At 54.1% G+C, this 25,140-nt stretch carries 25 protein-coding genes and 1 tRNA gene; 20 read left to right on the plus strand and 6 right to left on the minus strand.

Translation table 11 applies throughout. The features are described 5' to 3' along the window. Window positions 1–158: 158 nt before the first annotated feature. Together C1J02_RS01050 and C1J02_RS01055 are read left to right on the plus strand one after the other, a co-directional pair. A complete protein-coding gene (locus tag C1J02_RS01050) occupies window positions 159–818 on the plus strand; it encodes a LemA family protein (RefSeq protein WP_114876754.1) in 660 nt (219 codons plus the stop codon). A gap of 48 nt (window positions 819–866) precedes the next feature. Next, the gene (locus C1J02_RS01055; RefSeq protein ID WP_114876755.1) at window positions 867–1,049 is read left to right on the plus strand and encodes a hypothetical protein; all 183 of its coding nucleotides are present in this window, start codon (window positions 867–869) and stop codon (window positions 1,047–1,049) included. A 408-nt stretch (window positions 1,050–1,457) separates the two neighbouring features. On the opposite strand, the gene C1J02_RS01060 is transcribed toward C1J02_RS01055, so the two are convergent. Beyond that, the gene (locus C1J02_RS01060) at window positions 1,458–2,627 is read right to left on the minus strand and encodes a type IV secretory system conjugative DNA transfer family protein (protein ID WP_254693177.1); all 1,170 of its coding nucleotides are present in this window, start codon (window positions 2,625–2,627) and stop codon (window positions 1,458–1,460) included. A gap of 190 nt (window positions 2,628–2,817) precedes the next feature. On the opposite strand from C1J02_RS01060, the gene C1J02_RS01065 reads away from it, so the two are divergent. Together C1J02_RS01065 and C1J02_RS01070 are read left to right on the plus strand one after the other, a co-directional pair. Continuing rightward, complete coding sequence (locus tag C1J02_RS01065) at window positions 2,818–3,351, plus strand: DUF3768 domain-containing protein (RefSeq protein ID WP_114880295.1); 534 nt, start codon at window positions 2,818–2,820, stop codon at window positions 3,349–3,351. 2 nt (window positions 3,352–3,353) lie between these two features. After that, window positions 3,354–3,695, plus strand: a complete 342-nt coding sequence (locus tag C1J02_RS01070) for a hypothetical protein (RefSeq protein ID WP_114876756.1) — start codon at window positions 3,354–3,356, stop codon at window positions 3,693–3,695. 129 nt (window positions 3,696–3,824) lie between these two features. On the opposite strand, the gene C1J02_RS01075 is transcribed toward C1J02_RS01070, so the two are convergent. Then, complete coding sequence (locus C1J02_RS01075; protein WP_114876757.1) at window positions 3,825–5,435, minus strand: recombinase family protein; 1,611 nt, start codon at window positions 5,433–5,435, stop codon at window positions 3,825–3,827. 12 nt (window positions 5,436–5,447) lie between these two features. Beyond that, window positions 5,448–5,591, minus strand: a complete 144-nt coding sequence (locus C1J02_RS20755; protein ID WP_162798200.1) for a hypothetical protein — start codon at window positions 5,589–5,591, stop codon at window positions 5,448–5,450. Between the two features lie 461 nt (window positions 5,592–6,052). On the opposite strand from C1J02_RS20755, the gene C1J02_RS01080 reads away from it, so the two are divergent. The 8 genes from C1J02_RS01080 (at window position 6,053) to C1J02_RS01115 (ending at window position 12,511) form a co-directional block, all read left to right on the plus strand. Next, a complete protein-coding gene (locus C1J02_RS01080; protein ID WP_114876758.1) occupies window positions 6,053–6,403 on the plus strand; it encodes a helix-turn-helix transcriptional regulator in 351 nt (116 codons plus the stop codon). Between the two features lie 142 nt (window positions 6,404–6,545). After that, window positions 6,546–6,854: a hypothetical protein gene (locus C1J02_RS01085; protein WP_205389841.1), complete on the plus strand. Its 309-nt coding sequence runs from the start codon at window positions 6,546–6,548 to the stop codon at window positions 6,852–6,854. Between the two features lie 133 nt (window positions 6,855–6,987). Then, window positions 6,988–7,983, plus strand: a complete 996-nt coding sequence (locus C1J02_RS01090; RefSeq protein WP_205389842.1) for an ArdC family protein — start codon at window positions 6,988–6,990, stop codon at window positions 7,981–7,983. Window positions 7,984–8,345: 362 nt separating this feature from the next. Beyond that, on the plus strand, window positions 8,346–8,951 hold the full coding sequence (locus C1J02_RS01095; protein WP_162798201.1) for a hypothetical protein: 606 nt from the start codon (window positions 8,346–8,348) through the stop codon (window positions 8,949–8,951). Next, the gene (locus C1J02_RS01100; RefSeq protein WP_114876762.1) at window positions 8,948–9,127 is read left to right on the plus strand and encodes a hypothetical protein; all 180 of its coding nucleotides are present in this window, start codon (window positions 8,948–8,950) and stop codon (window positions 9,125–9,127) included. The genes C1J02_RS01095 and C1J02_RS01100 overlap by 4 nt, the downstream gene beginning before the upstream one ends. 6 nt (window positions 9,128–9,133) lie before the next feature. Further along, entirely contained in the window at window positions 9,134–9,493 is a 360-nt protein-coding gene (locus tag C1J02_RS01105) for a hypothetical protein (RefSeq protein WP_114876763.1), read from the plus strand. After that, window positions 9,493–11,568 carry an ATP-binding protein gene (locus tag C1J02_RS01110; protein ID WP_205389843.1) on the plus strand — a complete coding sequence of 692 codons (2,076 nt, stop codon included), beginning with the start codon at window positions 9,493–9,495 and terminating at the stop codon, window positions 11,566–11,568. Before C1J02_RS01105 ends, C1J02_RS01110 begins: the two co-directional genes overlap by 1 nt. Window positions 11,569–11,587: 19 nt before the next feature. After that, window positions 11,588–12,511 (plus strand): replication-relaxation family protein, encoded by a 924-nt coding sequence (locus C1J02_RS01115; protein WP_114876764.1) that lies wholly within the window; start codon window positions 11,588–11,590, stop codon window positions 12,509–12,511. 72 nt (window positions 12,512–12,583) lie between these two features. Here C1J02_RS01115 and C1J02_RS01120 read toward each other — a convergent pair whose 3' ends face one another. From C1J02_RS01120 to C1J02_RS01130, 3 genes are all read right to left on the minus strand, one after another. Continuing rightward, entirely contained in the window at window positions 12,584–12,769 is a 186-nt protein-coding gene (locus C1J02_RS01120) for an AlpA family transcriptional regulator (protein WP_015500682.1), read from the minus strand. 316 nt (window positions 12,770–13,085) lie between these two features. Further along, window positions 13,086–14,267, minus strand: a complete 1,182-nt coding sequence (locus C1J02_RS01125; protein WP_114876765.1) for an integrase arm-type DNA-binding domain-containing protein — start codon at window positions 14,265–14,267, stop codon at window positions 13,086–13,088. 163 nt (window positions 14,268–14,430) lie between these two features. Further along, a tRNA-Leu gene (locus tag C1J02_RS01130) sits at window positions 14,431–14,516 on the minus strand. Window positions 14,517–14,689: 173 nt separating this feature from the next. On the opposite strand from C1J02_RS01130, the gene C1J02_RS01135 reads away from it, so the two are divergent. The 8 genes from C1J02_RS01135 (at window position 14,690) to C1J02_RS01170 (ending at window position 25,133) form a co-directional block, all read left to right on the plus strand. Continuing rightward, window positions 14,690–15,676: a complex I NDUFA9 subunit family protein gene (locus C1J02_RS01135; RefSeq protein ID WP_114880296.1), complete on the plus strand. Its 987-nt coding sequence runs from the start codon at window positions 14,690–14,692 to the stop codon at window positions 15,674–15,676. Next, complete coding sequence (locus C1J02_RS01140; protein WP_114876766.1) at window positions 15,676–16,482, plus strand: undecaprenyl-diphosphate phosphatase; 807 nt, start codon at window positions 15,676–15,678, stop codon at window positions 16,480–16,482. Before C1J02_RS01135 ends, C1J02_RS01140 begins: the two co-directional genes overlap by 1 nt. Before the next feature lie 156 nt (window positions 16,483–16,638). Continuing rightward, a complete protein-coding gene (locus C1J02_RS01145; protein WP_114876767.1) occupies window positions 16,639–18,072 on the plus strand; it encodes an NAD(P)-dependent oxidoreductase in 1,434 nt (477 codons plus the stop codon). Window positions 18,073–18,215: 143 nt separating this feature from the next. Continuing rightward, window positions 18,216–18,653, plus strand: coding sequence for a GFA family protein (locus C1J02_RS01150; RefSeq protein WP_114876768.1), 438 nt, complete (start codon window positions 18,216–18,218; stop codon window positions 18,651–18,653). After that, on the plus strand, window positions 18,646–19,080 hold the full coding sequence (locus tag C1J02_RS01155) for a GFA family protein (RefSeq protein ID WP_114876769.1): 435 nt from the start codon (window positions 18,646–18,648) through the stop codon (window positions 19,078–19,080). Before C1J02_RS01150 ends, C1J02_RS01155 begins: the two co-directional genes overlap by 8 nt. Next, on the plus strand, window positions 19,073–19,486 hold the full coding sequence (locus C1J02_RS01160) for a GFA family protein (protein WP_114876770.1): 414 nt from the start codon (window positions 19,073–19,075) through the stop codon (window positions 19,484–19,486). Before C1J02_RS01155 ends, C1J02_RS01160 begins: the two co-directional genes overlap by 8 nt. Window positions 19,487–19,500: 14 nt before the next feature. Beyond that, a complete protein-coding gene (gltB, locus tag C1J02_RS01165; protein ID WP_114876771.1) occupies window positions 19,501–24,057 on the plus strand; it encodes a glutamate synthase large subunit in 4,557 nt (1,518 codons plus the stop codon). 161 nt (window positions 24,058–24,218) lie between these two features. Further along, window positions 24,219–25,133 carry a Hint domain-containing protein gene (locus C1J02_RS01170; protein ID WP_114876772.1) on the plus strand — a complete coding sequence of 305 codons (915 nt, stop codon included), beginning with the start codon at window positions 24,219–24,221 and terminating at the stop codon, window positions 25,131–25,133. Window positions 25,134–25,140 lie beyond the last annotated feature (7 nt).

A 25,140-nucleotide genomic window follows, 5' to 3' on the forward strand; every position in this document is an offset into this window, starting at 1 on the left:
TGCAGTATCTCTGTCTCCGCATGGGATGAGAGCCTATCAAACGACAACAAGAGACCGTGGCAGTTCGTGCTGGCCAAGTGATTTTGAAAGACGATAGAGTGAATGCTGAAAGCTCTCGACGTAAAGAGCCTTTCTATTTTGATAAGGGGACGAGGTAATTGGCGGAAGAGCAGAAACATTCATCAGTAGACAAGGCGAAAAGCGCACTCGGTGCGCTTCTAATTATGCCAATTGGTATTGTACTGGGTTTAATAGCACATGGGGGGGACAACACCTTTGCAGGGTATGCGCAATATTTTTTTATCTCCATTCTCGGGGTGTGTGTTGGTGGAGGGGTGTATGTACTACTAATCCACAACATCCTTGTAGCATTGACGTCAAAGATAGACTCATTTCGTGCTAGCTTTGTGGCTTCGGTCAATCGGAAATACGATCTCCAATCAACGCTGGTTTCTTTGGCGAACACGGTTGCTTCCGAAGAAGGCAAGATTCATGGAGGTATTGCGCGGGAACTTAGAAATGCCGCAGGCGATCTTGCGAGCAGCCAGAAGCCCTCAATTTTGCTAGCTAACTTGGCCGCAAGATTTCCCCAACTCCATAATATTGGAGGGTTCATGTCCGCACAGAACAGCGCTTCCGAGATTGAGCGTAAGATCGACGAAGACGTGCGGAACATTAATACTGAAATTGCAGCATACAACGAGATCGTGAGCAGTATTCCGTCAAGATTGGCGGCAGCGATCGCAAGCTTTCCTAAGCTTGATTTTGTGTCCTCTGTTGGCCTTGAGAATGAAGTTCACGAAAAAAGTGCGGCATAGCCCATCGCGGTGGTGTCAGACGGATGCGAACCAGTCTCTACAAGGACAGTGGGGCTGCACGACGTAACCATCACCTCCGAATTCCGGAAAGACTTCGATGGCTCGGGTGAGTTCAGCATGAGCTTTGACGGTGAAGCCGATAACGGCTTAAAAACATCCGGATTTGCCACCTTCAATGCCGCAGACCCCAGTGGCTTCACCGCAGGCCTCAAAGTCAGTGGCAAGTTCTGAACCAACTCTAAACAGGGTGCCAACAGGTGCCCTATTTCTTCAATACGAAGGCAAACCATTCTCTGCTTTGAAAATTACTTACCCTGTTCAGTCAAAGAAATTTCCCTGTTAATTAGCTAAGGGAATTCGCTTGCAAGCCATTGTTTTCTTTTCCGAACTCAGGGCCACTAAGTCGAATGCCGGTGAAACAAGCAGTTTTACCCTGTAAATTTCCCTGTTAGCAGGGAATTTCAACCCAGACGGGGTAGCTTGAGACTGGCTACACACGAGCAAAGTGCAAGACCAGCTTTGCAAATCTACGTTGGAGCCCGAAAAGGTACCGCGATTGCTGGATTATGAGAAAAAGTACTTGCAAAACACCATGCGATTAGACGACCCCATCAGGTCTCGCTTTCAAAAGGTCGTTGCTCATGTACCCCAAGCGGAAAACGCCGTCGTCCGCTCTCCGTTGACCATCAGCCGCACCATCATTCTGTAGTTAGGCATAGCGATCAAATCACGCGGCTCAACTCCATCAAAGTGCCGTGTGAGGCGTGGTGCATCCATCGGGCTGGTGCGAAAAGCAATCACCGTGCCGACATTGCCGAGGATCGAGTCCAATACATCGCCGTCAATCTGCCCCAAATACTGATTGGCCAGCGTGAGCGACAAGCCATATTTGCGGAGCTCAGACAGCATTTCGACCATGGCGTCGGTGGTGAACGAATGGAATTCATCCACATAGAGGAAAAACGGGCGGCGCTCTGGCTCCGGGACGTTGTGTCGGCTGTAGGCGGCATGTGCCAAACCGGATGTTATCATCCCACCCAATACGTTGGAGGTATCACTGCCAAGCTGGCCCTTGGCGAGATTGACGATCAGGATTCGCCCCTCGTCCATGATCTTGCGCAACCGCAATGGGGTTTCGGGCTCACATAGGGCGCGACGCACCACAGGATGGGCCAGAAACGCACCAAGCTTGTTGGCAATTGGGGCCACGCCATCGGCGGCGTTCTTATAATTCATCGCAGGGAATTCTTTCTTCCAGAACAGGCGAACCTGCTCGTCTGTGACCTGCGTCAGGATCTCTCTGCGAAACCCATCATCTAGAAACATCCGCATGATGTCGCGGACATCGGTCCTTGGCTGATCCAGCAGCGCCAAGATCGAATAGCGCAAAAGATGCTCCATTCTCGCACCCCAGGCATCGGCCCATTGCTTTTTAAGCGTATCGATCAGACCGGATGCAATGAGGGGTCGGAACTTTTCCGATGCCCGTGTCATCGGGTTGTAGCCAAAAGGACAGTCGGGATCGGCAATATTCCAGATGATGGCATCGGGAGGCGAAATTTGCGCAATCTGCTGTGCCAGATCACCATGCGGATCAACAAGGCAAAACCCGTGGCCCTGGCGTAGGTCCTGGCGCATCAGGTTGCCCAACAGGGTGGATTTACCGGTCCCGGTCTGGCCCAGGATATAGATATGCTGAAGTCGGTCCGCGAGGCGGATGCCAAACGGCCTGTTCCCATAGCGACTGTAGGCGGTCCCGATTGTGGCGACGCTGTCTCGGTTCCAAGTCATGCCTTCAGTGTGAGGCATGCCTACTCAGCACAAAACACTGCCTCCCGTTTCAATCCGGCGGTTGTCGTTTCTGCACCTTAGGTGGGCTTTGTGGATGTCGGGCCTTTGATATCCTGAGGTCAGATCAGATCTTTGGTTCCACACATCTCCTGTCGAGGGGTGCGCCTGAAATGGTTTCGGGCGGCCACCCTACGAGAAGGAGATGATCATGGGACAAATTGCTGAAACGGCAATCGAGGGTTTTGTCGGGGTCTACCCGGTCTGCAGTGATTGTGGTCAAACCCATATCGTTCGCGATGGTGAAACCTGTTGGAGCCTGCTGACCCGCACATGGACCCTCAAAACGGTCTGTGACACTTACGTCTGCGATGACTGCGGGTCTGAAGCTGCACCTTTCTGGAAGCTCGACAAAGAGTTCCGCCTGAACCGCATCGTGCGGCTTAATGATGCCGTCAGACAAGGTCACGGGGAGCATGTGACTGTCGTGGTGACAGCAGGCCTCAAAAACAGGGGTGAAGAGTACCTGATCAAAGCAAGACGAGCCGTCGCTGATTTTGACCAGTTCAACGTGGAAAACGACCCGCATGGCGAGCATGATTTCGGCGCACTCATCCTCAATGGCGAAAAGCTGTTCTGGAAAATTGATTATTTCGATCTGACCCTGAGCGCACATTCGCCAGACAAGGCGAACCCGGATATCACCCATCGGGTCCTGACCATCATGCGGGCGAGCGAGTATTGACGGTGCGCGAACAACGCCCGCTTTCCCAAGCCGATAAGGAAGAGGCATTCCGTATTGCCACACGCGCCCTCCCCAAATGGTATGCGGACGAGGTTGCAAAAGGGATGTCGGACGCAGTGCTGACAACCGCTATCGAACACGTCCTCGGGATCTTCGGTGGCAGTTGCGGGCCGGGCCGTCTCGACGTCGCACATCAGGCGGCAGGCCTGAAGATTTGGGGCGGGTGGCATCTTGTGAACCACCATACGGAGAAACCACTCTATTCGGGCACAAAAACCCTCGCCATGGCCCGGCACATCTATGGGATTGGCGACCCAGATGAGGAGCAGATGGCGTTGTTTTGAGTGACTAGCCTGTCCCAATGGGGCGGGCCATTTTTGCTGAGAAATCGCCAGGATTGAACGACCTGATTGAGCTTGGGAAGAACTGACCGGGACTGTTGCGGAAGGATTTCCACCACCGGATGCCTGAAGTCAAAATCCGAGCTGTGTCGTTTTCTTTTTCTTTGTGGAAATGGGGGAGTTTCCAATATAATGATCGAAGATTTCCATCATTCTTGGCAGCTGATCATCAATTTGAACTTCAGCCAAAGCCTCACATAACTTCTCAAGTTGTCGTTCATGCACCTGCGTAGGGGTTCGATCTGTGTCCCGGTAATCCCCACCGCATAGGACAGTCACAGCCATATCGACTGTCAGAAGCCAATTTGAAGGCTGCAACGCTACATTTTTTCCGTCCACCAATCGGTTCGAGGTTGCCAATTCCACGATCAATCGTTTTTCCGACGGATTTGCAATTTGGTAAAGCTCAGCAAGGCTTTTTACCAGTTCGAGAAATTTGGCGAGCTTGTCAGCTTCGGCGGTCAAATCATTCATTTTTTCTAGTTGGTCATCAATTTTCTGACATTCAATCAGAAGGTGCTGTTTGCGCTCGGCAAACGCCTCCTTGTCGATTAGTCGATCGATCAAAGCATCTGTGAGAGTGCCGATCCGCGCCTTGATTTCCGATTTTCGCAGGGTCAACGCATTGGAGGTGCCAAACGCATGTCGACGGTCTTCGAACCAGGTTGTAATGTTGCCCTTCAGCCGCTCAAAATTGGGCTTTGAGAAGCTTATTTGTTCGAATCCGTATTGCACCTCTCTCTCAATGATTTCCTCTCGTATACATTGTGTGACACAGCCATTTGTGTGGCACCGGTAGTACACATGCCCTTTCTGTCGTTCTGCGATCAATTTGTTGCTACAAGCCGCACATACAAACAGACCTCGGTAGGTGTGGAAGTGTCGCAACTTTTTTCTGTGATACTTGTCTGACTTCAAATCCTGAACCCGCTGGAACAAGGAGGCTGGTATCAAAGGTTGATGAACGCCTTTGAAAGTCTCACCGGTTTTTCGGACCCGAACGATCCCACAATAAAACGGATTGGAAAGCGTTTGCTCCATACTCGTGCGGGTCAAAGCTTTGCCAGCTCTCGATCGCAAGCCTCGCTTGTCCATTTCATCACACAGCCCGCGAATAGAAAATTTTCCTGTGCCATAGAGAGTAAACGCATCCGTGATCAATGGCGCACGTGCCGGATCCGGTGTTTTTGGGTTGCCACCGCCCTGGTTCAAATACCCAAGCGGTGCCATGTGGGGATAGAGTCCCTGTTTTAACCGTCCCCGAATTCCCTTGATGGCCTCTTCCCGCAGGTTCCGGATATAATCTGATGCAATCACCGCCTGGATGTCTGCTGTGAGCCTGCCGCCGCGGGACTGGAAATCCAGGCTCTCAGTGACGAAATGGATGGCAACGCCCTGGTCTGACAATTCACCGATTTTGGCCCAGTCGCGAAAGTTGCGCGCAGAGCGGTCAATCTTGTGGACGATCAGCCCATCAGCCTTGTGATTATTGAGATCGCGCATGATGGCATTGAAGACCGGTCGCCCGGATTTGGCTGCGGTTTCTTTTTCTTCAAACCAGCGCGATATCGTCAGCCCGTGCTTTTCAGCGTAGCGGGTAATTTCTTCCTTCTGGACCTCCAGGGAAACCCCTTCGCCTTGTTTGGCGGTGGATACGCGGGTGTATCCAAAACATGTGGTCATATGTGGTTTTCGTTATTCACTGGTAATAGTGCCGCCTTCTTTGGGCGGCTTGTCGATCTCTTCCTCCGGCCAGGGCCACGACCCTTCGCGCTCCATGCGCTCGAAGATGCGTTTGCACAGCTCAATGAATTGTTCAAAGCGTTGTTCTTCAGTCATGGGTCCAGAATACTGGCTCATGAAGGTGTCGAAAACACCGGCTTAGGTGCAAGGACGGTAATTCGGATCGCGGACATTGACGAGGAAGATTTGAAGCTGTTCAGGCGGCCTGCCCGCCGTTTGGCTCCGTTACACATTCTACCGAGTCTTTGGCAAAGAGTCATCTTTGCTGGTGGCATGCGTTGTGCCTGTTGCGGTCCATTGGCCGCAATACCTGTAGCATTTGCCCTGCAATCGACTAAGATTTCCTCTGAAAACCTTAACGCTCTAGAACCACTGCCTGCTCTGATTCCTGGCGTTCGGAATGGTTTCACCATTCCGATACCAAACCGAACGCCATGAGTGATCGGAGTAGGTAAGACAGATTGGGATGGTTGCCGTTTTTGAATCCGGTCGGGGCTTTGCGATTTTTCTACTTGCTGTAAACTGGGGATATACCAGCTTCACATAAGTTCATTTTTATGATCCAGGAATTCACCCTCGACCTGAGGGCGGCCCGACGAAATTCGGGGCTCAGACAGGTCGACTGCGCTCATCTCATGGGTGCCAACAAAACCAAAATCTCAAACCTTGAGAATGGCCGACAGCGCCCAAGCGTGCGTGATATCTGCACCTTGTCGATGATCTATGGCCGCAGCTTCGAAAGTCTCTTTGCCGGGATATTTGATGAGGTCAAAGCAGATGTCTTTTGTCACCTCTCTGACTTGCCAGAGCCGCAGTCCCATTATGGGCCCGCCAACAACAGGAAACGGACATTGGACGGTCTGAGAGCGCGTTTGGAAGAAGATCACAGCGCGGTCTATGACGACTAAACGAAAGCGCATTCTCAGTGTCGCCGTTGCCTCCGGCAAAGTGGCTTACATTTTTCTGATCGATGGCAGGTTGAAGGACTGGCAGTGTTCACGGGCGGCGAGCCTGTCAGCGCCCAAGGGCCGATCCCTGTTACGCAGAGCTGTGGCCCGTTTTGAGCCGGATCTTGTGGTGACTGAGGATCCGTTCAAGCCAACGCGCAAATCCGGGAGCTCACTAGAGATTCTAAATGCCCTGGTGCAGGAATTGACCGACAGCGCCACCCCGCATCATCTGGTACAACGCAACCAGCAGTTTGCCAACAAATATGACGAAGCTAAGGTTCTGGCGAAACGCTTTCCTGCCATCACCCCTTGGCTGCCAAAAACGCCCAAAATCTGGGAAGCGGAACCCGTGAATGCAATTTACTTCGAGGCTCTCTCAATGGCGGTTCAAATCGAAGACGACGGCTAAGTCGTATGGCCCAGCCAGTCTCACCGTGATGCTCGCGGCACGTTATTGGCTGCAATCTCAGCAATTCGTCGCCATTCGTTGGATGTGCCTCACATGTTTCGGACATCGATCTAACCAAAGTCTCAAGGGTTAGATGGGTGAAAAGGATCAGCCATTTCTTGCGTTTTATACATTAACTACAATGTGTTGCTTCATTTTTGGGCCGCTTGGTGGAATGGCGAGAATTCCACCGAAATGGTATCATATGTGCAGGTGTTCCCCACAAAAATCGGAGACTGCAATGGCACGCGATATATACGCGGAAGTCACCAATACGTTGGTGTCTTCCATCGAGGCTGATCCAGGGAAGCCAATCATGCCCTGGAACCGAACTGGCACAAATACGGTGCCAAGCAACATCGCTTCTGGCAGCGAATACGGCGGTGTAAACATCATCAATCTCTGGGTCACGGCACAGGTACAGGGGTTCGCAACCGGCATCTGGGGCACGTATCGGCAGTGGCGCGAGAAAGGCGCGTCGGTGCAGAAGGGGCAGAAATCGACCCCTGTCATCTTCTACAAACAAGTGACGAGAGAGCGCGCCGATGGTGAAGATGAATCCTACCGCGTGTTGAAGTATTTCAATGTCTTCAATGCCGACCAGGTGGACGGGTACGACCTGCCAGCGCTAACGGGTTCTGCCGAGCCGGTTGAACGTATCGCGGTGATTGATGCGATGATCGCAAAGACCGGCGTGGATATTCGGGAGGCTGGTGCACAAGCATATTACAGCCCCACCGACGACCGGATCACCATGCCTGAGAGTAGGCGGTTCTTTGATACCGTCTCTGGCACGCGCAGCGAAAACTACTTTGCTGTGTTGCTGCATGAGCTGACGCACTGGACGGGGCATCCGTCCCGATGCGATCGGGATTTGCGCAACAGGTTCGGAAATGCAGCCTACGCAATGGAAGAGCTTGTGGCCGAGATTGGCTCCGCGTTCTTCTGCGCTAGGCTCGGTATCTCCTCATCGCCTCGCGAAGATCATGCGCAATACCTGGGAAACTGGTTGTCTGTTCTGAAAAATGACAAGAAAGCCATTTTCACTGCTGCAGCGAAAGCGCAAGCCGCAATTGATTTCGTTTTATAGTGCACTTTCGGCCCCTCTTGCGTGAGGGGCCGTATTCTTGAACCTGCCATTACGGCCAAGGCAATCAAAAGGTTTCTTGGCCAATTGAGATACCAACCAAACACGCGTTTCATCGACCACTGAAGCTTAGCAGCCCGTTGGAGATACCACCAAAACGTCTATCCCATCCGCGCCTATCTCAGGAACACCTTGTCTAAAATCTGAAACGAGATGTGTGACCACCTTCGCAGAATTTTGGCGTCATCAATGATCTCAGAGCGCACTCGCGGCCTCCGAGTGATATGTTCAGAACCGACAATTACATTGACACGTTTTGCTTGTACGCCGCAGGGTGTCCGAATTGGTTTTTAAAGGAATTTTCAATGCGTTCATACGAAGCTGCCAGATCACTTTTTAGCTTTCTGGCATTCATGGCATGGTCGGTGGTTGTCGTCGGAGTGATTGTGGCACTGATCGGTGCTGCGGGGGCCTCTCAGTATGGTGGCAGTGGCGCAGGGCTGCTTGCGATGGTTCCAGGCATCGGTATTGGCATAACAGGACTTATCCTTGTCGCCTTTGTACAAATGGGCCGGGCAACCGTAGATACAGCCGAATACACGCAGCAGATGCTGAGTATTTCGCGTGACCAGCTAGAAGTATCGAAGCAAGGATTGAAGCTTCACGGTGCAGTGCCACAGACTTTCGCAGCGGCGGCGCAGAAAGAATTTGCACCTGACCCCAAGAGTTCATTTGCTGACTCAGCGACACCGTCGGAAGAGGACCCCGAGCTAGCCAAGTCGCAGCTCATCAGACTGCAAAAGGCAGAATCCACTGAAGAGATCATAGACTACAGAGGAGAAAAAATCAGAGTCGAGGGCGGTAAATACTTTGTCGGAAAAATAGGGTTTTTCGAGTTCGGTAGCGCGAAACGGCACATCGAAAAAATGGAGAACGTTTCCTCCTCCCTCGAACCAAAACAAAGTCCATGACCTCAACCCCATACGATACCCCCAACCTCTATGAGGATCGCGTATGGGGGGCCATTTCTGAACATTTGGGAACATATCATCACATGAAACGCCGTTTTGAAACCATGACTTCATCCGCTTTCGCGGATGATATGTACGTCGTCTTCTACGAAGACGCCGAAACCCTTCGAGACTGAATTCACATGCGTGTTTCCATCTCCCATGAAGTCATTCGAAAGGGTTTCATCTTTAAGAAGACCTATCATGAGGTGCATTTGATGGTCGCTTTTACCCATGAGGAAAAACAGATCATCAAACAACGTAGCTTGCTCAAAACGAAGCTGGTGGATCGTCGTCCAGCGGATGCCAAAAACGATGCCCGCGATGAAAAGTTCGAGCTGCGCGTCGAACATCTGATGGATGGGCGGATTGATCGTTTCCTCTGCGCCACGCCCTCGAAATCCAAGATCTATGAAGAAAACCTTCTGGCGGTGATGGCGCAAATGAAGGCCTGGCTGGATGACAATGCCGAAACCGGCACGCGCACCGTCGTGGAAATCTGATGGCAGGCTCAAACTCGGATGACTTCAGTGGGTTAATCCTGTCCTTCTTTGTTATCTCCGGCATTCTTGCCCTAGCGGCTATCCTTACGCCGGTTCTGCTGGTCGGCATTCCGGCCTATGTTTTCTATCGGCTCTACAAAGAAAGCCCACGACGGCTGGAACGTCTGGCCCGCGAGGAAACGGAAATTCTCTACAACCACGCGCTGAGCGGACAGGTGCGCCTGAGCGACGCTGAGATCGATGCAGCCCTGTCGCATCACTGGCCGCCAGACACGCCAGAGGCTCTCAAAATCCAATTGTTGCAGATCGGTCGCGCCTTGCTCAATGACGAAGGTTTGAGTCCAGAAATCCCACCAATGCCTGCACTCTGCAACACCGTTGAGGGCGCGCGGTATCGCGACATGCTGGCGCGATCCGGGCAGGCCCGCAGCGACCGGGTCATGGTTTTGACTGCACTAGATGTCATCTCGGACAGCCTGGGCACCATTGCACAGGCCGTGCCGCCGATTGAGGGCGACGTGCTGGTCGATGTGACCCAGTTTGTGCACCCACTGGGGCAGGCGGTACAGAATGTCATCGCACCGTTTTTTGCTGACACTGACTACAACCACTTCAAGCGCTTACGGGACCGGATTGACGCTAATCTCAGTCGGACCAATCGCACCCAGCCGATCTTCCCGAGCGACTATAAGGGCGATGATGTTGTGGAGACCTATCTGGCAGGCACTCATTTGAAAGAATTGTTCCGACTCAGAACCCCATTTGAGATCCCGGAAAACAGCCGGTTTGAACACATGCACATTGTGGCTGGATCGGGTCACGGCAAAACCCAGACCCTGCAATACTTCCTGGCGAACGATCTGGAAGATGTGGTGCGGGGTGACAAATCGGTCGTGGTGATCGACAGCCAGGGCGATCTGATCAATACAATCCTGAAGGCGAAAACCCTGCCACCCGAACGGATTGTTCTGATTGATCCAGAAGACATCGCCTTTCCGGTCAGCCTCAACCTGTTCTCCGTTGGCCAGGGTCGCCTTGAAAACTACAACGCCCTCGAACGTGAGCGGCTGACCAATTCCATCATTGAGCTTTATGACTTTGTTCTGGGATCGCTGCTGTCAGCGGGCATGACCGCCAAGCAATCCGTGGTCTTTCGCTATGTTACGCGCCTGATGTTTCATATTCCTGACGCGACGATCCACACCTTACGCGAGCTGATGGAACCCGGCGGCACGGAAAAGTACCGCGATCACATTGCCAAGCTGGAAGGCACGCCGCGCCGATTCTTTGAAACCGAGTTCGACAGCAAGGAATTCACCAACACCAAAACGCAAGTGCTGCGCCGTCTCTATGGCGTGCTGGAAAATCAGACCTTCGAGCGGATGTTTACCAACCCGCAGTCGAAGTTCGACATGTTCACTGAATTGAACGCAGGCAAGCTGATCCTGATCAACACCTCAAAATCACTACTGAAAGAACAGGGCACCGAGATCTTCGGCCGCTTCTTCATTGCTCTGATCACTCAGGCCGCCCAAGAGCGTGCCACGCTGCCCGCGCGCGATCGCCTGCCTGCCATGATCTACATCGATGAGGCGCATGATTACTTCGACCAGAACATTGGCATCATCCTCAGTCAGGCGCGCAAATACCGCGTCGGGATGATCATGGCGCACCAGTTCCTGGGCCAGCTCAGCAACGGGCTGCAAGAAGCATTTGAAGCCAACACGTCAATCAAACTCGCCGGAGGTGTCTCAGCCCGTGATGCGCGCGCCTTGGCGGGGCAAATGTCGTGTGATGCCGATCTGATCCAGCGCCAGCCCAAGGGCACTTTTGCCACCTTTGTGCGGGGATTAACCGACCGCGCCGTGCCCATCAGCGTTCCATTCTTTGTTATGGAAAATCGGGAACGCGCCACAAAAGCTGAGATTGATGCAATCCGGGAACACAGCCGCAACGCCTATGCGGAACCATGGCAGAGCAAGGCTGAAGACAGCGGAACATCGGATGAGACGCGGCCGAATCCACCAGAAGAAAACGAACCCGACGATCCCGCGAACCCTTCGCCAGAGCTTTGAGCCCGCCTAATCTGGCGACATGAGCCACACAGATTCACTGCAGCACAAGAAAAAAACCGACAGCCTGGGGCGCGCAACATTCCATCACATCGTTCCATTGGCCGATGTGCGCCCCACGCCTCGTGAAATCCGCTGGTTCAAGCATATTGAGCGTCACGGGCCACTAAACTCTGCGCATCTACATGCACTCACCAAAGACACGCACCGCTGCAGGGATACAAGCCTGCGGCAATTGCAGAAATTGCGGGCCGGTGGATTTTTGATGCTACCGCGTCAACAGCGATTCACCGAGCACGCCGACTTCAACCCCTACATCTATGACCTGACCAAACAGGCGCGCGCTCATCTCATTGATCTCGGCCTGGCCGAACCCGCCGTGCGGCCAACAGGGCATTGGGGCCATGGAGCTGCCGTCTCCAGCGTGACCAGCGCGATTGAGATCGCGGCAGCGCAGGATGACGTGCGGTATATCCCAGCCCATGAAATCCTCGCCATCAAGCAAGCTTTCCTCACTATTCCGATTGGCCGTCGCAAACTGATCCCGGATCAGCTTTTTGCCTTGGATTACGGTGGTAGATATCGCGCCTTCATGTTGGAAGTAGATCGCGGAACCGAACCCAAGACATCAAGTGCGGCCCGCAAGAGTTATGCCTCATCGATTGAGATGTACCGACAGATGATTGAACAGAACATTCACCGCGCCAACTATGGCCTCAAGGCGACGGTGTTAATTCTATGGGTGTTCTCGCGACGCAGCAATGAACAGCGGTTTCTGGACTTGGTTGGCCAGTTTGGTGGCCCGGCAAAAAACCTTTTCTGCGCGCAAGTGATGCCGAATGACAGGGCCGCTCAAACCACCATCGGTTCCCATTATGAGAACAATTGGGCCAGATGCCAAAGCGCGCCAGTGCTGTTGTCCCGATCTGGTCTGAAGACCGGCTGAACCTCTTGGTCGAAAACGGGTGGCCGAAGTGTGCACCTCCGGCCACCCATACTCCTACATGAGGAGTGTCGGTCAGGCCTCCTCGCGACCCTCCATCCGTGTTTGAAGCCAGTCCAGCACTTCATCCTCGACCCATCCCACTCTGTTCGGGCCCAGCTGTACCCGCTTGGGGAATAGGCCTGCCTTTTCCAGACGTGCGACATGTTGCGGTGAATACAGAACCAACTCCTTCAGTTGGGGTTTTGAAAGTATCCTCATCACGATCTCTCCATCTCTGAAGAGCATCGCGATGCCCAAGGTTACGACATTACCTAGGCAGAGAAAGGGTAGCAGCCCTCAGTTCGGTTGGCGAGAGGCCCGTTTTCAAGTCAAACAGTTCGAATATCTGAATAGTGCTCAAGTCGAAGAGGTCAGCAAGAATGCTTTCAAAGAGAAAATTCAGAGCCTATTACGAGCCTAAGAATTTCAAGAAAACTATAAGTCTCATTTAGTGGTGCCGGGGCGGAATCGAACCACCGACACGAGGATTTTCGATCCGTGTTCACACTGGGTGAAGGTTGATCAATAACTCGGTTTAGGCCTTGAATTCATCACAAAGATCGGCCCAAATCTGCATCAGCTCCACCCGTTGATCCCAGTAAGTTGTTCGATTGTATGTCCGCCTGATCGCATTAGTGTCTTGGTGTGCAAGCACCGCTTCGATCACGTCTGGGTTGAACTCTCGCGAGTTCAAGATGGTGCTGGCCGTCACCCTGAAACCATGGGCCGTCACCTCATCACCTGAATATCCCAGCCGCCTCAGCACCGTGTTGAAGGCGTTCTCAGACAACAGCTTGCGGTTGGAAATTAGTGAGGGAAATAGCAGTTCCATGCCCTTAATCTCAGACCAATTCTCCCTCACAATATTGAAAGCTTGGCTAGACAACGGTATCTTGTGCTCCCGGCGCATTTTCATTCGTTCTGGCGGTATGGTCCAAGTACGGTTTTCAAGATCAAACTCATGCAAACGTGCGCCTCTGGCTTCACCAGGGCGAGTACACGTCAAAATTTGGAACTTCATTGCTGCTGGTATCACTGGCCAACCAGTGTATTCATCCAACCGACGAAGTAGTTGGCCAAATTCCTTTTCATCTGTGATGGCGGCTCGTCCTCTCACTTTAGGGGGCAGTAGGGCGTCCTTGAGCGCCGCTGACGGGTCAGCCGGGGCTCGCATGGTCACCATGGCGAGCCGAAAAATCGCTGAGATAGTTGAGCGCAACTTCTTTGCTGTTTCTCGCCGACCACTTCGTTCAATGGGTTTCAAGAGATGCAACAGCTCTGCCGCTGTGACCTGGTCTATCGGGCGCGTATGCAGCGGCCTGGCAAGGTCTTCGATATGCCAGCGCTTCTTGCGCAGGGTAGCAACGGCCAGGCCACGGTCTACAAGATTCTCATAGTATTCGTCGGCGACTTCTTTGAAGGTCATGCGGGCTCTTGTCTCGGCGTCGATTTGAGTGAGCTGCTTTTCAACTGAGGGGTCTTTGCCCTCTGCGATGAGCAGCTTGGCTTCATCACGCTTCTTTCGTGCGTCAGCCAGCGAGATCACGGGATACTGGCCGATGCTGAATGTTTTCTCTTTTCCGAGGTAACGGTATCGCAACTGCCACAGTTTTGAGCCAGAGGGCTTCACTGCCAAATGCAGGCCCCAACCGTCGCTAAGGCGATACACCTTATCTTGTTGTTTTGCTTTGCGTATTTGTAAGTCAGATAGTGGCATTGTGGGTACCGAAACTCCGATTCTATCGAAATCTGTCACGATACCCACACTGGTACCCACAAATGCATGTGATTTTGTGGGTATCGGCGAGTATCTATGTTCAACTGGATAGCACAAAAACCGTTGTTTTTCAATGGTTTTGTGCATCTATGTTCGGGATTGATGGTGCCCAGGAGAGGACTCGAACCTCCACACCGTTGCCAGTACTAGCACCTGAAGCTAGCGCGTCTACCATTCCGCCACCTGGGCAGGTCACGTGAGCCGTGCATCTAGGCGCGGGGCGGGCGTGTGTCAATGGAAATTTGCCTCGATATACGAAGGTTCTGACCTTTGCCACCTCGCCAACTGCAATTCCGGCTTGTCCGGGGGTGGCGCGGCAGGTACATCCTATTGGTGAGTTTTTTGCGCGCAGGAGCATCATCATGTCAAAGCTGGTAACCATCTATGGCGGGTCGGGGTTTGTCGGGCGATATATTGTGCGGCGTATGGCCAAGGCGGGCTGGCGCGTTCGGGTTGCCGTGCGCAACCCAAATGAGGCGATGTTTGTGCGGCCCTACGGTGTCGTTGGTCAGGTCGAGCCGATCCTGTGCAATGTGCGGGATGATGCGTCTGTGCGTGCTGCGATGCAGGGTGCCGATGCCGTCGTGAACTGCGTTGGTATTCTGGTTGAAAATGGCAAGAATGTCTTTGATGCAGTGCAGGCCGAAGCGCCGGAGCGTATCGCCCGCATTGCTGCGCAAAGCGGTGTTTCGCGGATGGTTCATATCTCAGCGATCGGGGCCGATCCTGAGTCTGACAGCGACTATTCCCGCAGTAAGGGCGAAGGTGAGGCAGGTGTGCTGGACCATATGCCAGATGCCGTAATCCTGCGCCCGTCCATTGTGTTCGGGCCTGAAGACGGGTTTTTCAACCGCTTTGCAGGAATGACCCGAATGAGCCCGATCTTGCCTGTTGCCGGTGCCGATACGCTGTTTCAGCCGGTCTATGTGGATGATGTCGCCAAGGCCGCTGAAATGGCTGTCAAAGGCGCGGCCAAGGGCGGTATTTATGAGCTGGGCGGCCCAGACGTCGACACATTCCGTGGGCTGATGCAGCGGATGTTGGACGTGATCCATCGCCGCCGTCTGATCCTGAATATGCCGAACCCGATTGCGCGGATGATGGCGTTTGGTTTTGACATGCTTCAGGCAGTCACATTTGGATTGTTCACCAATAACATGCTGACCCGTGACCAGCTGAAGAACCTCAAAAACGATACTGTCGTCGCCGATGACGCGATGGGATTTGATACCTTGGGTATCGACCCTGTGTCGATGACATCTGTCTTGCCCGATTACCTTTGGCGGTTCCGCCCCTCTGGGCAATTTGATGCGATCAAAGATTCTGCCCGGAACCTGCGTCGCAGTTGATGGATCAGTCGACCACGCTTGTTGCTGCATTTCTGGGTTTGCTGGAAGGGCTGACGGAGTTCATTCCCGTCTCTTCGACCGGTCACATCCTGTTGGCGGGCCACTTTCTTGGCTTTGACAGCGCGGGCAAGACCTTTGAGGTGGTAATTCAACTGGGTGCGGTCCTTGCTATCCTAACGATCTATGCTGCGCGTCTTTGGGCTGTGTTCAGTTCTGCGCCGCATGATCCGCAGTCGCGGCGGTTCATTCTGTCGGTGCTGATCGCGTTTCTACCTGCGGTTTTCATTGGCGTTCTGGCGCATGATTTCATCAAGACAGTGCTGTTTGAAACACCGGTTCTGATCGCGGTGATGCTGATCCTTGGTGGGATTGTTCTGATCTTTGTGGACCGTGTCGCGCCTGAGCCTTCACACCATGAGGCGATGGAGTTTCCCTTGCCGATGGCGATTAAAATCGGGTTTATTCAATGCCTTGCCATGATCCCCGGCGTGTCGCGATCGGGTGCTACGATTGTAGGCGCATTAATGTTGGGGGCGAGCAAACGCGCAGCGGCGGAGTTTTCGTTTTTCCTGTCGATGCCGACGATGGCAGGGGCGTTTGCCTATGACTTTTATAAGAACCGCGATGTCCTGGATGCCTCGGCACTGGGTGAGATTGCAGTTGGGTTTGTCATGGCGTTCATTACCGCGGTTTTGGTGGTGAAATGGCTGCTGGGCTATGTCAGCAAGCACGGATACGCTCTTTTTGGGTGGTGGCGAATCGTTGTGGGCCTGTTGGCGCTGGCGGCTTTGATCGCTGGATATTAGATAATAGGTCCGTATCGGATTTAATTTAGCGCAATAATTTGCCACAACACAACCAATGAAGAAATAAAGCGACATATAGGTCAGCAATGCTGCCTTTATCTTTGCGCTCTGATGTAATACCCCGGACATCCAATGGTTTGACTGAGGGGCGGAATCATGGCTGAGCAGCCGATGCTGAAATTTACGAGCGTTGAGCGGGATATGCCCGAGAAACGTCCGCCGAACCTACGGCGCACAGATTTCAACGAGATTTATGCCGAGTACGCGGATACCAAGGCCAAGGAGCAATCCAGCCGGTGCAGCCAGTGTGGTGTCCCCTATTGTCAGTCGCACTGCCCCTTGCACAACAATATCCCCGATTGGCTGCGACTGACGGCAGAGGGGCGTTTGCAAGAGGCCTATGAGATCAGTCAGGCCACCAACACCTTCCCCGAGATTTGCGGACGCATCTGCCCGCAAGATCGCCTGTGCGAAGGCAATTGCGTGATCGAGCAATCCGGCCACGGCACGGTCACGATCGGGTCAGTTGAAAAATACATCACTGATACGGCGTGGGAAAAAGGTTGGGTGCAGGCCATCAAGCCCAGTGTTGAGCGCGCTGAAAGCGTTGGCATCATTGGTGCGGGACCCGGCGGTCTGGCCGCTGCTGATGTTCTGCGCCGGCAAGGTGTGCAAGTCACGATCTATGACCGCTATGACCGTGCGGGCGGCTTGCTGACCTATGGGATCCCCGGTTTCAAGCTGGAAAAAGACATCGTTATGCGCCGCAATGATCAGCTGGCCGAGGGCGGCGTGACCTTTGAGCTGAACTGTGATGTCGGCCGCGACATTTCATTTGCCGATCTGCGCGCCAAACATGACGCGGTGATCATTGCGACGGGTGTCTATAAAACACGGGAAATTCGTGCGCCGGGCATCGGAGGTTTCGGTGTCGAAAGCGCGATTGATTTTCTGACCGCCAGCAACCGCAAAAGCTTTGGTGATACGGTTGAGGAATTTGAAAGCGGGCGTTTGAACGCAAATGGCAAGAAGGTTGTTGTCATTGGCGGTGGCGATACGGCGATGGATTGTGTGCGCACGTCGATCCGGCAGGGTGCGGAGAGTGTGAAATGTCTCTACCGCCGTGACCGCGCCAATATGCCCGGCAGTCAGCGCGAGGTCGCCAACGCCGAAGAAGAAGGCGTGGTGTTTGAATGGCTGAGCGCGCCCAAAGGATTTGTCGGGGACCCGGTTAAAGGCGTGATGGTGCAAAAGATGCGTCTGGGCCAGCCCGACGTATCAGGCCGTCAAGCGCCCGAAGTGATCGAAGGTGCGGATTATGTGGAAGACGCTGATCTGGTGATTATGGCGCTGGGATTTGAGCCTGAGGATCTGCCAACGCTTTGGAACGAGCCAGACCTGCCGACAAACCGGTGGGGAACGATCAAGGCCGATTATGTGACCGGAGCAACCGCGATAGACGGCGTTTATGCCGTGGGTGATATTGTGCGCGGCGCATCGTTGGTCGTCTGGGCCATCAAGGACGGGCGCGATTGTGCCGAAGCGATCCTGAAACGTTTGGATGAACCTGCGGCACTGGCAGCGGAATGACCATGGTTTCGGTGTCTGTGCAACGTCGGTATTGCGTCAGTATTGGCACCGTCATTTGCCATTGGGCACGGCACAAAGGCTGACCCTTTTCAGCCAGAAGATTTAGAATTCTTTAAGCGAAGCAATCATCAGGGAGAAGTGACATGAGCGGATCAAAAACAGGTGGATGTTTATGCGGTGCCACGCGATTTGAGCTTGCTGAGGCACCAACCGAATACGGCGCATGCCATTGCGGCATGTGTCGCAAAATCTCCGGTGGGATTGAGATGGGAATCTATGTACCGCCCGGCGGCATCACATGGACCCAGGCCGACACCCTGCGCGCCTATCAATCCTCTGAATGGGCCGAGCGGGGCTTTTGCGGCACCTGCGGGTCAAATATGTTCTGGCGTTTGACAGCGTCAGGCCCGATGCATGGCTTGTTAAGCCTGTCGGTCGGCGCGCTGGACAGCATGGAAACCATGAAATTCGCCACCGAAGTCTATGTGGATCACAAACCCAAGAGCCATTCCTTTGCCGGACGTCGCAAGAAGATGACCGAAGCTGAGGTTCTGGAAAGTGTTGGCATTTCCGATGGCTGACCAAATTGAGGGCCGCTGTCTTTGTGGTGCAGTGAAAATTCAGCTTGAGGCCCCCGCAGGTTGGGTCGGGGTCTGCCATTGCCGAATGTGCCAACGCTGGTCCGGGTCACTTTGGGCCGGTTTCCCGGCCGATCACGAGACGATCACCGTTACGGGCCCGGTGCGGCGCTACAGATCCTCACAGCTGGCGGAAAGAGCGTTTTGCGAAACATGTGGCAGCCATCTTTGGATGCGGGACCACAAAGAAGGCGCGCCCTATGATTTGATGCCCGGATTGTTTGATGAAAGTCGGACCTGGCCATTGCAAGGCGAGATTTATGTGGATGAAGCGATGGCATCGATGGCGATGGCCGGACAACATCGCCGCGCGACCGCCGCAGAGTATCGGGCGAAAAACCCCGAGACAGAGGGGGTATCCGATGAGTGAAAAGATCAATGGTCAATGTTTGTGCGGCGCTGTCAAAGTTACGGCAACCACAACAAACTCCATTGTCAGAGCCTGTCATTGCGACATGTGCCGCCAGCATACGTCGTCGATGTTCATGTCGTTGGCAACGGACCCCGGCAGCGAGACCATCGAAGGCCCGGCAAAGTCGTTCCAGTCTTCTGATTGGGCAGAGCGCGGGTTTTGCGAGGTCTGCGGATCGACGCTTTGGTACGGCACGTTGCATGATGGCGCAAAACACCTCGCGGCGGGCCTGTTTGAGAACGCTGCGGACGCGCCGCTCAAGTTGGAATTTTTCGTGGATAAATGTCCGCAGGGGTATGCGTTGGCAGGCGATCACAAGCGCCTGACTACTGATGAGACAATCGCGCTTTTTGCGCCCGTATAAGAAAGTTAAGTCCGATGACACGCGATTTTGATGCATCTGAGACGCAATATGATGACGCATGGGTGGCCCGCGAAGAAGCCAAACGTGCGATGATGGCCGAAAAGGGGCTTTATTCACCCGAGGAAGAACATTCCTCATGTGGGGTGGGGTTGGTCGTGAACATCGACGGGTCCAAAAGCCGCGATGTGGTGTTGAACGGGATCAAAGCGCTTAAGGCGATCTGGCACCGGGGCGCTGTTGATGCTGACGGCAAGACGGGTGATGGCGCGGGTATTCACGTGCAAATTCCGGTGCCGTTTTTTTATGATCAAGTCCGCCGCACGGGACATAGCCCGCGTGAGGACGAACTGATTGCGGTTGGTCAGGTTTTCTTGCCCCGCACAAACTTTGCAGCTCAGGAAACCTGCCGAATCATCGTTGAAACCGAAGTGTTGCGGATGGGGTATTATATCTATGGCTGGCGCCATGTGCCGGTGGATATTTCGGTTCTGGGCGAAAAGGCCAATGCGACCCGGCCCGAGATTGAACAGATCCTGATCTCGAATGCCAAGGGTGTTGACGAAGACACGTTTGAGCGTGAGCTTTATGTGATCCGTCGCCGGATCGAAAAGGCCGCGATCGCCGCACAGGTCCCGCAGATGTACATCGCGTCAATGTCGTGCCGCAGTATTATCTATAAGGGTATGATGCTGGCCGAGCAGGTCGCGGAATTCTATCCGGACCTCAAAGATGACCGGTTCATCAGCGCCTTTGCAATTTATCATCAGCGGTATTCGACCAACACCTTTCCGCAGTGGTGGCTGGCGCAGCCGTTTCGCATGCTTGCGCATAATGGTGAGATCAACACGCTCAAAGGCAACCTGAACTGGATGAAGAGCCACGAAATTCGCATGGCTTCGGCGACGTTTGGGGACATGGCGGGTGATATCAAGCCGATTGTCGCGGCTGGGTCATCCGATTCTGCTGCGCTGGATGCGGTGTTTGAGGTGCTGGTGCGTGCCGGGCGCAATGCGCCGATGGCTAAGACGATGCTGGTGCCGGAAAGCTGGTCAAAGCAGGCGGTCGAGTTGCCGCAGGCGTGGCGCGATATGTATTCCTATTGTAACTCTGTGATGGAGCCCTGGGATGGTCCGGCGGCCTTGGCGATGACCGATGGGCGGTGGGTTTGTGCGGGTCTTGATCGCAGTGGTCTGCGCCCGATGCGCTATGTGGTAACGTCCGATGGCATGCTGATTGCCGGGTCAGAGGCAGGGATGGTGCCGCTGGACGAGGCGAGCGTCGTTCAGAAAGGAGCCTTGGGGCCGGGGCAGTTGATCGCCGTTGATATGCGCGAAGGCAAGCTGTTTCACGACACCGAAATCAAAGACAAGATGGCCGCGCATCAGCCTTTTGGCGACTGGGTCGGCAAGATTGTCGAACTTGATGATGCGCTGGGCGCGGTGACGGAAAAGCCATTGTTTGAAGGCAATGAATTGCGGCGCAGGCAGGTCGCGGCGGGCTATACCATCGAAGATCTGGAACAGATCCTTGCCCCGATGGCCGAAGATGCCAAAGAAACGTTGGCCAGCATGGGTGATGATACCCCGTCTGCCGTCCTGTCAGAGCAGTATCGCCCGCTTAGCCATTTCTTTCGGCAGAACTTTTCTCAGGTTACAAACCCGCCAATTGATTCCTTGCGTGAGTACCGCGTGATGAGCCTGAAGACGCGGTTCGGGAACCTCAAGAACGTGCTGGACGAAGACAGCAGCCAAACCGAAATTCTGGTGCTGGACAGCCCTTTCGTGGGCAATGCCCAGTTTGACGAAATTACGCAGCATTTTAACGCTGATCTGGTGACAATTGACTGTTCGTTTGAACCCGGTGCCGGGCATCTGAGCGATGGATTGGCCCGTATCAGAGCCGAAGCAGAGGATGCGGTGCGGTCGGGTGCCGGGCATCTGGTCCTGACCGATCAAATGAGCGACGAGGGCCGTGTTGGTATGCCAATGATCTTGGCCACAAGTGCGGTGCATTCGCATCTGGTGCGCAACGGCCTGCGGACGTTCTGTTCTTTGAATGTGCGGTCTGCGGAATGTGTTGATCCGCATTACTTTGCCGTCCTCGTCGGCTGCGGCGCGACCATTGTGAATGCCTATCTGGCCGAAGATTCATTGGCGGACCGGATTGGTCGCGGGTTGCTTGATGTGTCTCTAACTCAGGCTGTTCATCGGTATCGCACGGCGATTGATCAGGGTCTGCTAAAGATCATGGCCAAGATGGGGATCAGTGTGATTTCGTCCTATCGCGGCGGGCTTAACTTTGAAGCGGTCGGATTGAGCCGGGCGATGGTGGCAGAATATTTTCCCGGCATGACCAGCCGCATTTCAGGCATCGGCGTCACCGGTATTCAACGCAAAGCAGAGGCTGTTCACGCAAAGGGCTGGCAAGGCGATGGCGTTGTCCTGCCTATCGGCGGTTTTTACAAAGCGCGCACCTCAGGCGAGACGCATGCATGGGAAGCGTCGTCCATGCATATGCTGCAAATGGCCTGTAACAGAGCCTCATATGAAATGTGGAAGCAGTATTCGGCAAAGATGAAGTCGAACCCGCCGATCCATCTGCGCGATCTGCTGGACATCAAGCCTTTGGGTGCGCCCATTGGTCTTGAAGAGGTTGAGAGCATCACATCAATCCGCAAGCGGTTTGTGACGCCGGGCATGTCGCTGGGGGCGCTCAGCCCTGAGGCGCATAAGACGCTCAATGTTGCGATGAACCGCATTGGCGCAAAGTCAGACAGTGGTGAGGGCGGCGAAGATCCGGCGCATTTCATCCCGGAACCGAATGGCGATAACCCGTCAGCCAAGATCAAACAGGTGGCATCGGGGCGCTTTGGTGTCACGGCCGAATACCTGAACCAATGCGAAGAGTTGGAGATCAAGGTCGCGCAGGGGGCCAAGCCCGGTGAGGGGGGCCAATTGCCTGGGATGAAGGTCACCGAACTGATTGCGCGGCTGCGCCATTCGACCAAGGGTGTGACGCTGATTTCACCACCGCCGCACCACGATATCTATTCGATCGAGGATTTGGCGCAGCTGATCTATGACCTCAAGCAGATCAACCCGCGCTGCAAGGTGACGGTAAAGCTGGTCGCGTCCAGCGGCGTAGGGACGATTGCCGCAGGTGTGGCCAAGGCCAAGGCAGACATTATCCTGATTTCGGGCCACAACGGCGGCACAGGTGCATCCCCCGCGACAAGCATCAAATATGCCGGTCTACCGTGGGAAATGGGCCTAACAGAGGCGCATCAGGTGCTGAGCATGAACAACCTGCGCGACCGGATCACCCTGCGCACCGACGGCGGTCTGCGCACCGGGCGCGATATCGTCATGGCAGCGATGATGGGCGCCGAAGAATACGGCATCGGCACCGCAGCCTTGATCGCGATGGGCTGTATCATGGTGCGTCAGTGCCAGTCGAACACCTGCCCCGTTGGTGTGTGCACGCAAGACGAGGCGTTGCGCGAAAAGTTCACCGGCAATGCCGACAAGGTGGTCAATCTGATTACCTTTTATGCCACCGAAGTGCGCGAGATTCTGGCGAGCATCGGTGCCAGGTCGCTTGGCGACGTGATTGGCCGTGCCGATCTTTTGACGCAGGTGAGCCGAGGGTCCGCGCATCTGGATGATCTGGACCTCAATCCGCTGTTGATCACTGTCGATGGCGCGCATGAAAACGTCTATGACCGCGACAAGCCGCGCAATGCGGTGCTGGATACGCTGGATGCCAAGATTGTCCGTGATGCGGCGCGATTCCTTGAAGACGGGGAAAAGATGCAACTTAGCTATGCCGTTCAGAATACGCATCGCACCGTGGGCACCCGAACATCGAGCCATATCGTGCGCAAGTTCGGCATGAACAATTCGTTGCAGCCTGATCACCTGACCATCAAGTTGACGGGGTCAGCAGGCCAATCGCTGGGGGCGTTTGCCACCAAGGGTCTGAAGCTGGAAGTTTCGGGTGACGCGAACGATTATGTGGGCAAAGGATTGTCTGGCGGCACCATTGTCGTCAGGCCGGCAATGGCCAGCCCGATTGTTGCGTCCGATAACACCATTGTCGGTAACACCGTTCTTTATGGGGCGACCGCCGGCTACCTCTTTGCTGCGGGCCGTGCCGGAGAACGTTTTGCGGTCCGAAATTCGGGTGCAAAAGTTGTGATTGAAGGCTGTGGCAGCAACGGGTGTGAATATATGACCGGCGGGGTTGCCGTGATCCTGGGTGAAATCGGCGCAAACTTTGGCGCAGGCATGACTGGTGGGATGGCCTATCTTTATGATCCAAAGGGTCGTGCGGTGGCGCTGATGAACCGTGAAACCATTGTGACCTGTCCGGTCACCGTCGATCTTTGGTTGAACCAGGTCGAAGAAATGCTGGAAATGCACCTAAAAGAGACCGGTAGCCGACGCGCCGCCGATATCTTGCAGCACTGGGACACGGAAAAGCATCACTTCTTGCAGGTCTGCCCGAAAGAGATGTTGGCGCATCTTCCTGCGCCACTCAGCAATGACCAATCGGCGATTCCTGCTGAGTGATTTTTGCTATGACGTGTTGTCCGACCAGACCGCCAACCGGTCTGGTCGGAGACGAGGGACGTCAGATGCGTAGATTTTTCGCCTTAATTGACTAAGATTTTGCCCAAATTCGAACCAATTTGTCCAGCATACCCAAGATTGTTTCCAATGAGGGTGTTCAGATGCCAACGGCCTACGAAGATCAGTTTTATACAATTGACCCCGGCAATCCGCCTGCGGTCGGGACCGCTGTCACCTTTCAGCGCGTCGAGTTCATTGACAACAATGACAATGGATTGATCCAGCCAAATACGGGCGATACCTTTAACGGCGTTCAGATCACCAGCGTTTGGCAGAACGATACATTGACGATCAACGTGCCCGGTGTCGGGAACGTGACGTACACCGGGGTCACATTTTATCTGGCAAGTGGTCCGGCGGTGTTTACCCCGACGGACGGGCAGGTCTTGCAGGATGGTACATTTGTCAGTTCGACATTTGTGAACACCAGCACACAAACACCTGTTGGTGCCTTTGGGCCGACCTGTTTTACGCCCGGAACGCTGATTGAAACGCCGGATGGTCCGCACTTGATTGAAGATCTGTGTGTTGGCGACCTTGTCACGACATTGGACAATGGCGCACAACCGATCCGAATGATCATCCGCGACCGGTATTGCGCAAGCGGGGAATTTGCCCCGATCCTGTTTGCTGCGGGGGCTGTCGGTAATGACGTGCCTTTACTTGTATCGCCGCAACACCGGTTGTTGATTACGGGGTGGCAGGCGGAATTGTATTTTGGTCAGGACGAAGTTCTGGTTGCCGCAAAGCATCTGGTGAACGGTCATTCGATCAAACAGGTGTTGGGCGGCATGGTTGAATACATTCATCTGTTGTTCGACACGCATCAGATCATTTTTGGCGGCGGCATCCCGTCTGAAAGCTACTTTCCTTCACATGCAATGATCAGACAGGATGCGGATGCGATGGGCGAAATCCTGATGCTGTTTCCAGATTTCAAAGTGAATGCAGACGCTGGTTGGGAATTGGTTCGTCCGGTTGTGCGCCGGTACGAGGCACAGCTATTGGCCGCTTGAGCCACTG

This window comes from Sulfitobacter sp. SK011 (assembly GCF_003352065.1).
Classification (GTDB): domain Bacteria; phylum Pseudomonadota; class Alphaproteobacteria; order Rhodobacterales; family Rhodobacteraceae; genus Sulfitobacter.

What these genes read in the sequence shown, in the direction of transcription:
- C1J02_RS01170 (WP_114876772.1), top strand. Translation starts at nt 24,219, where the DNA reads ATGCCAACGGCCTACGAAGATCAGTTTTATACAATTGACCCCGGCAAT.
- C1J02_RS01105 (WP_114876763.1), top strand. Translation starts at nt 9,134, where the DNA reads ATGCGTGTTTCCATCTCCCATGAAGTCATTCGAAAGGGTTTCATCTTT.
- C1J02_RS01080 (WP_114876758.1), top strand. Translation starts at nt 6,053, where the DNA reads ATGATCCAGGAATTCACCCTCGACCTGAGGGCGGCCCGACGAAATTCG.
- gltB (WP_114876771.1), top strand. Translation starts at nt 19,501, where the DNA reads ATGACACGCGATTTTGATGCATCTGAGACGCAATATGATGACGCATGG.
- C1J02_RS01120 (WP_015500682.1), bottom strand. Translation starts at nt 12,769, where the DNA reads ATGAGGATACTTTCAAAACCCCAACTGAAGGAGTTGGTTCTGTATTCA.
- C1J02_RS01140 (WP_114876766.1), top strand. Translation starts at nt 15,676, where the DNA reads ATGGATCAGTCGACCACGCTTGTTGCTGCATTTCTGGGTTTGCTGGAA.
- C1J02_RS01060 (WP_254693177.1), bottom strand. Translation starts at nt 2,627, where the DNA reads ATGCCTCACACTGAAGGCATGACTTGGAACCGAGACAGCGTCGCCACA.
- C1J02_RS01100 (WP_114876762.1), top strand. Translation starts at nt 8,948, where the DNA reads ATGACCTCAACCCCATACGATACCCCCAACCTCTATGAGGATCGCGTA.
- C1J02_RS20755 (WP_162798200.1), bottom strand. Translation starts at nt 5,591, where the DNA reads ATGACTGAAGAACAACGCTTTGAACAATTCATTGAGCTGTGCAAACGC.
- C1J02_RS01135 (WP_114880296.1), top strand. Translation starts at nt 14,690, where the DNA reads ATGTCAAAGCTGGTAACCATCTATGGCGGGTCGGGGTTTGTCGGGCGA.
- C1J02_RS01095 (WP_162798201.1), top strand. Translation starts at nt 8,346, where the DNA reads ATGCGTTCATACGAAGCTGCCAGATCACTTTTTAGCTTTCTGGCATTC.
- C1J02_RS01145 (WP_114876767.1), top strand. Translation starts at nt 16,639, where the DNA reads ATGGCTGAGCAGCCGATGCTGAAATTTACGAGCGTTGAGCGGGATATG.
- C1J02_RS01125 (WP_114876765.1), bottom strand. Translation starts at nt 14,267, where the DNA reads ATGCCACTATCTGACTTACAAATACGCAAAGCAAAACAACAAGATAAG.
- C1J02_RS01155 (WP_114876769.1), top strand. Translation starts at nt 18,646, where the DNA reads ATGGCTGACCAAATTGAGGGCCGCTGTCTTTGTGGTGCAGTGAAAATT.
- C1J02_RS01115 (WP_114876764.1), top strand. Translation starts at nt 11,588, where the DNA reads ATGAGCCACACAGATTCACTGCAGCACAAGAAAAAAACCGACAGCCTG.
- C1J02_RS01090 (WP_205389842.1), top strand. Translation starts at nt 6,988, where the DNA reads ATGGGTGAAAAGGATCAGCCATTTCTTGCGTTTTATACATTAACTACA.
- C1J02_RS01110 (WP_205389843.1), top strand. Translation starts at nt 9,493, where the DNA reads ATGGCAGGCTCAAACTCGGATGACTTCAGTGGGTTAATCCTGTCCTTC.
- C1J02_RS01150 (WP_114876768.1), top strand. Translation starts at nt 18,216, where the DNA reads ATGAGCGGATCAAAAACAGGTGGATGTTTATGCGGTGCCACGCGATTT.
- C1J02_RS01075 (WP_114876757.1), bottom strand. Translation starts at nt 5,435, where the DNA reads ATGACCACATGTTTTGGATACACCCGCGTATCCACCGCCAAACAAGGC.
- C1J02_RS01160 (WP_114876770.1), top strand. Translation starts at nt 19,073, where the DNA reads ATGAGTGAAAAGATCAATGGTCAATGTTTGTGCGGCGCTGTCAAAGTT.
- C1J02_RS01065 (WP_114880295.1), top strand. Translation starts at nt 2,818, where the DNA reads ATGGGACAAATTGCTGAAACGGCAATCGAGGGTTTTGTCGGGGTCTAC.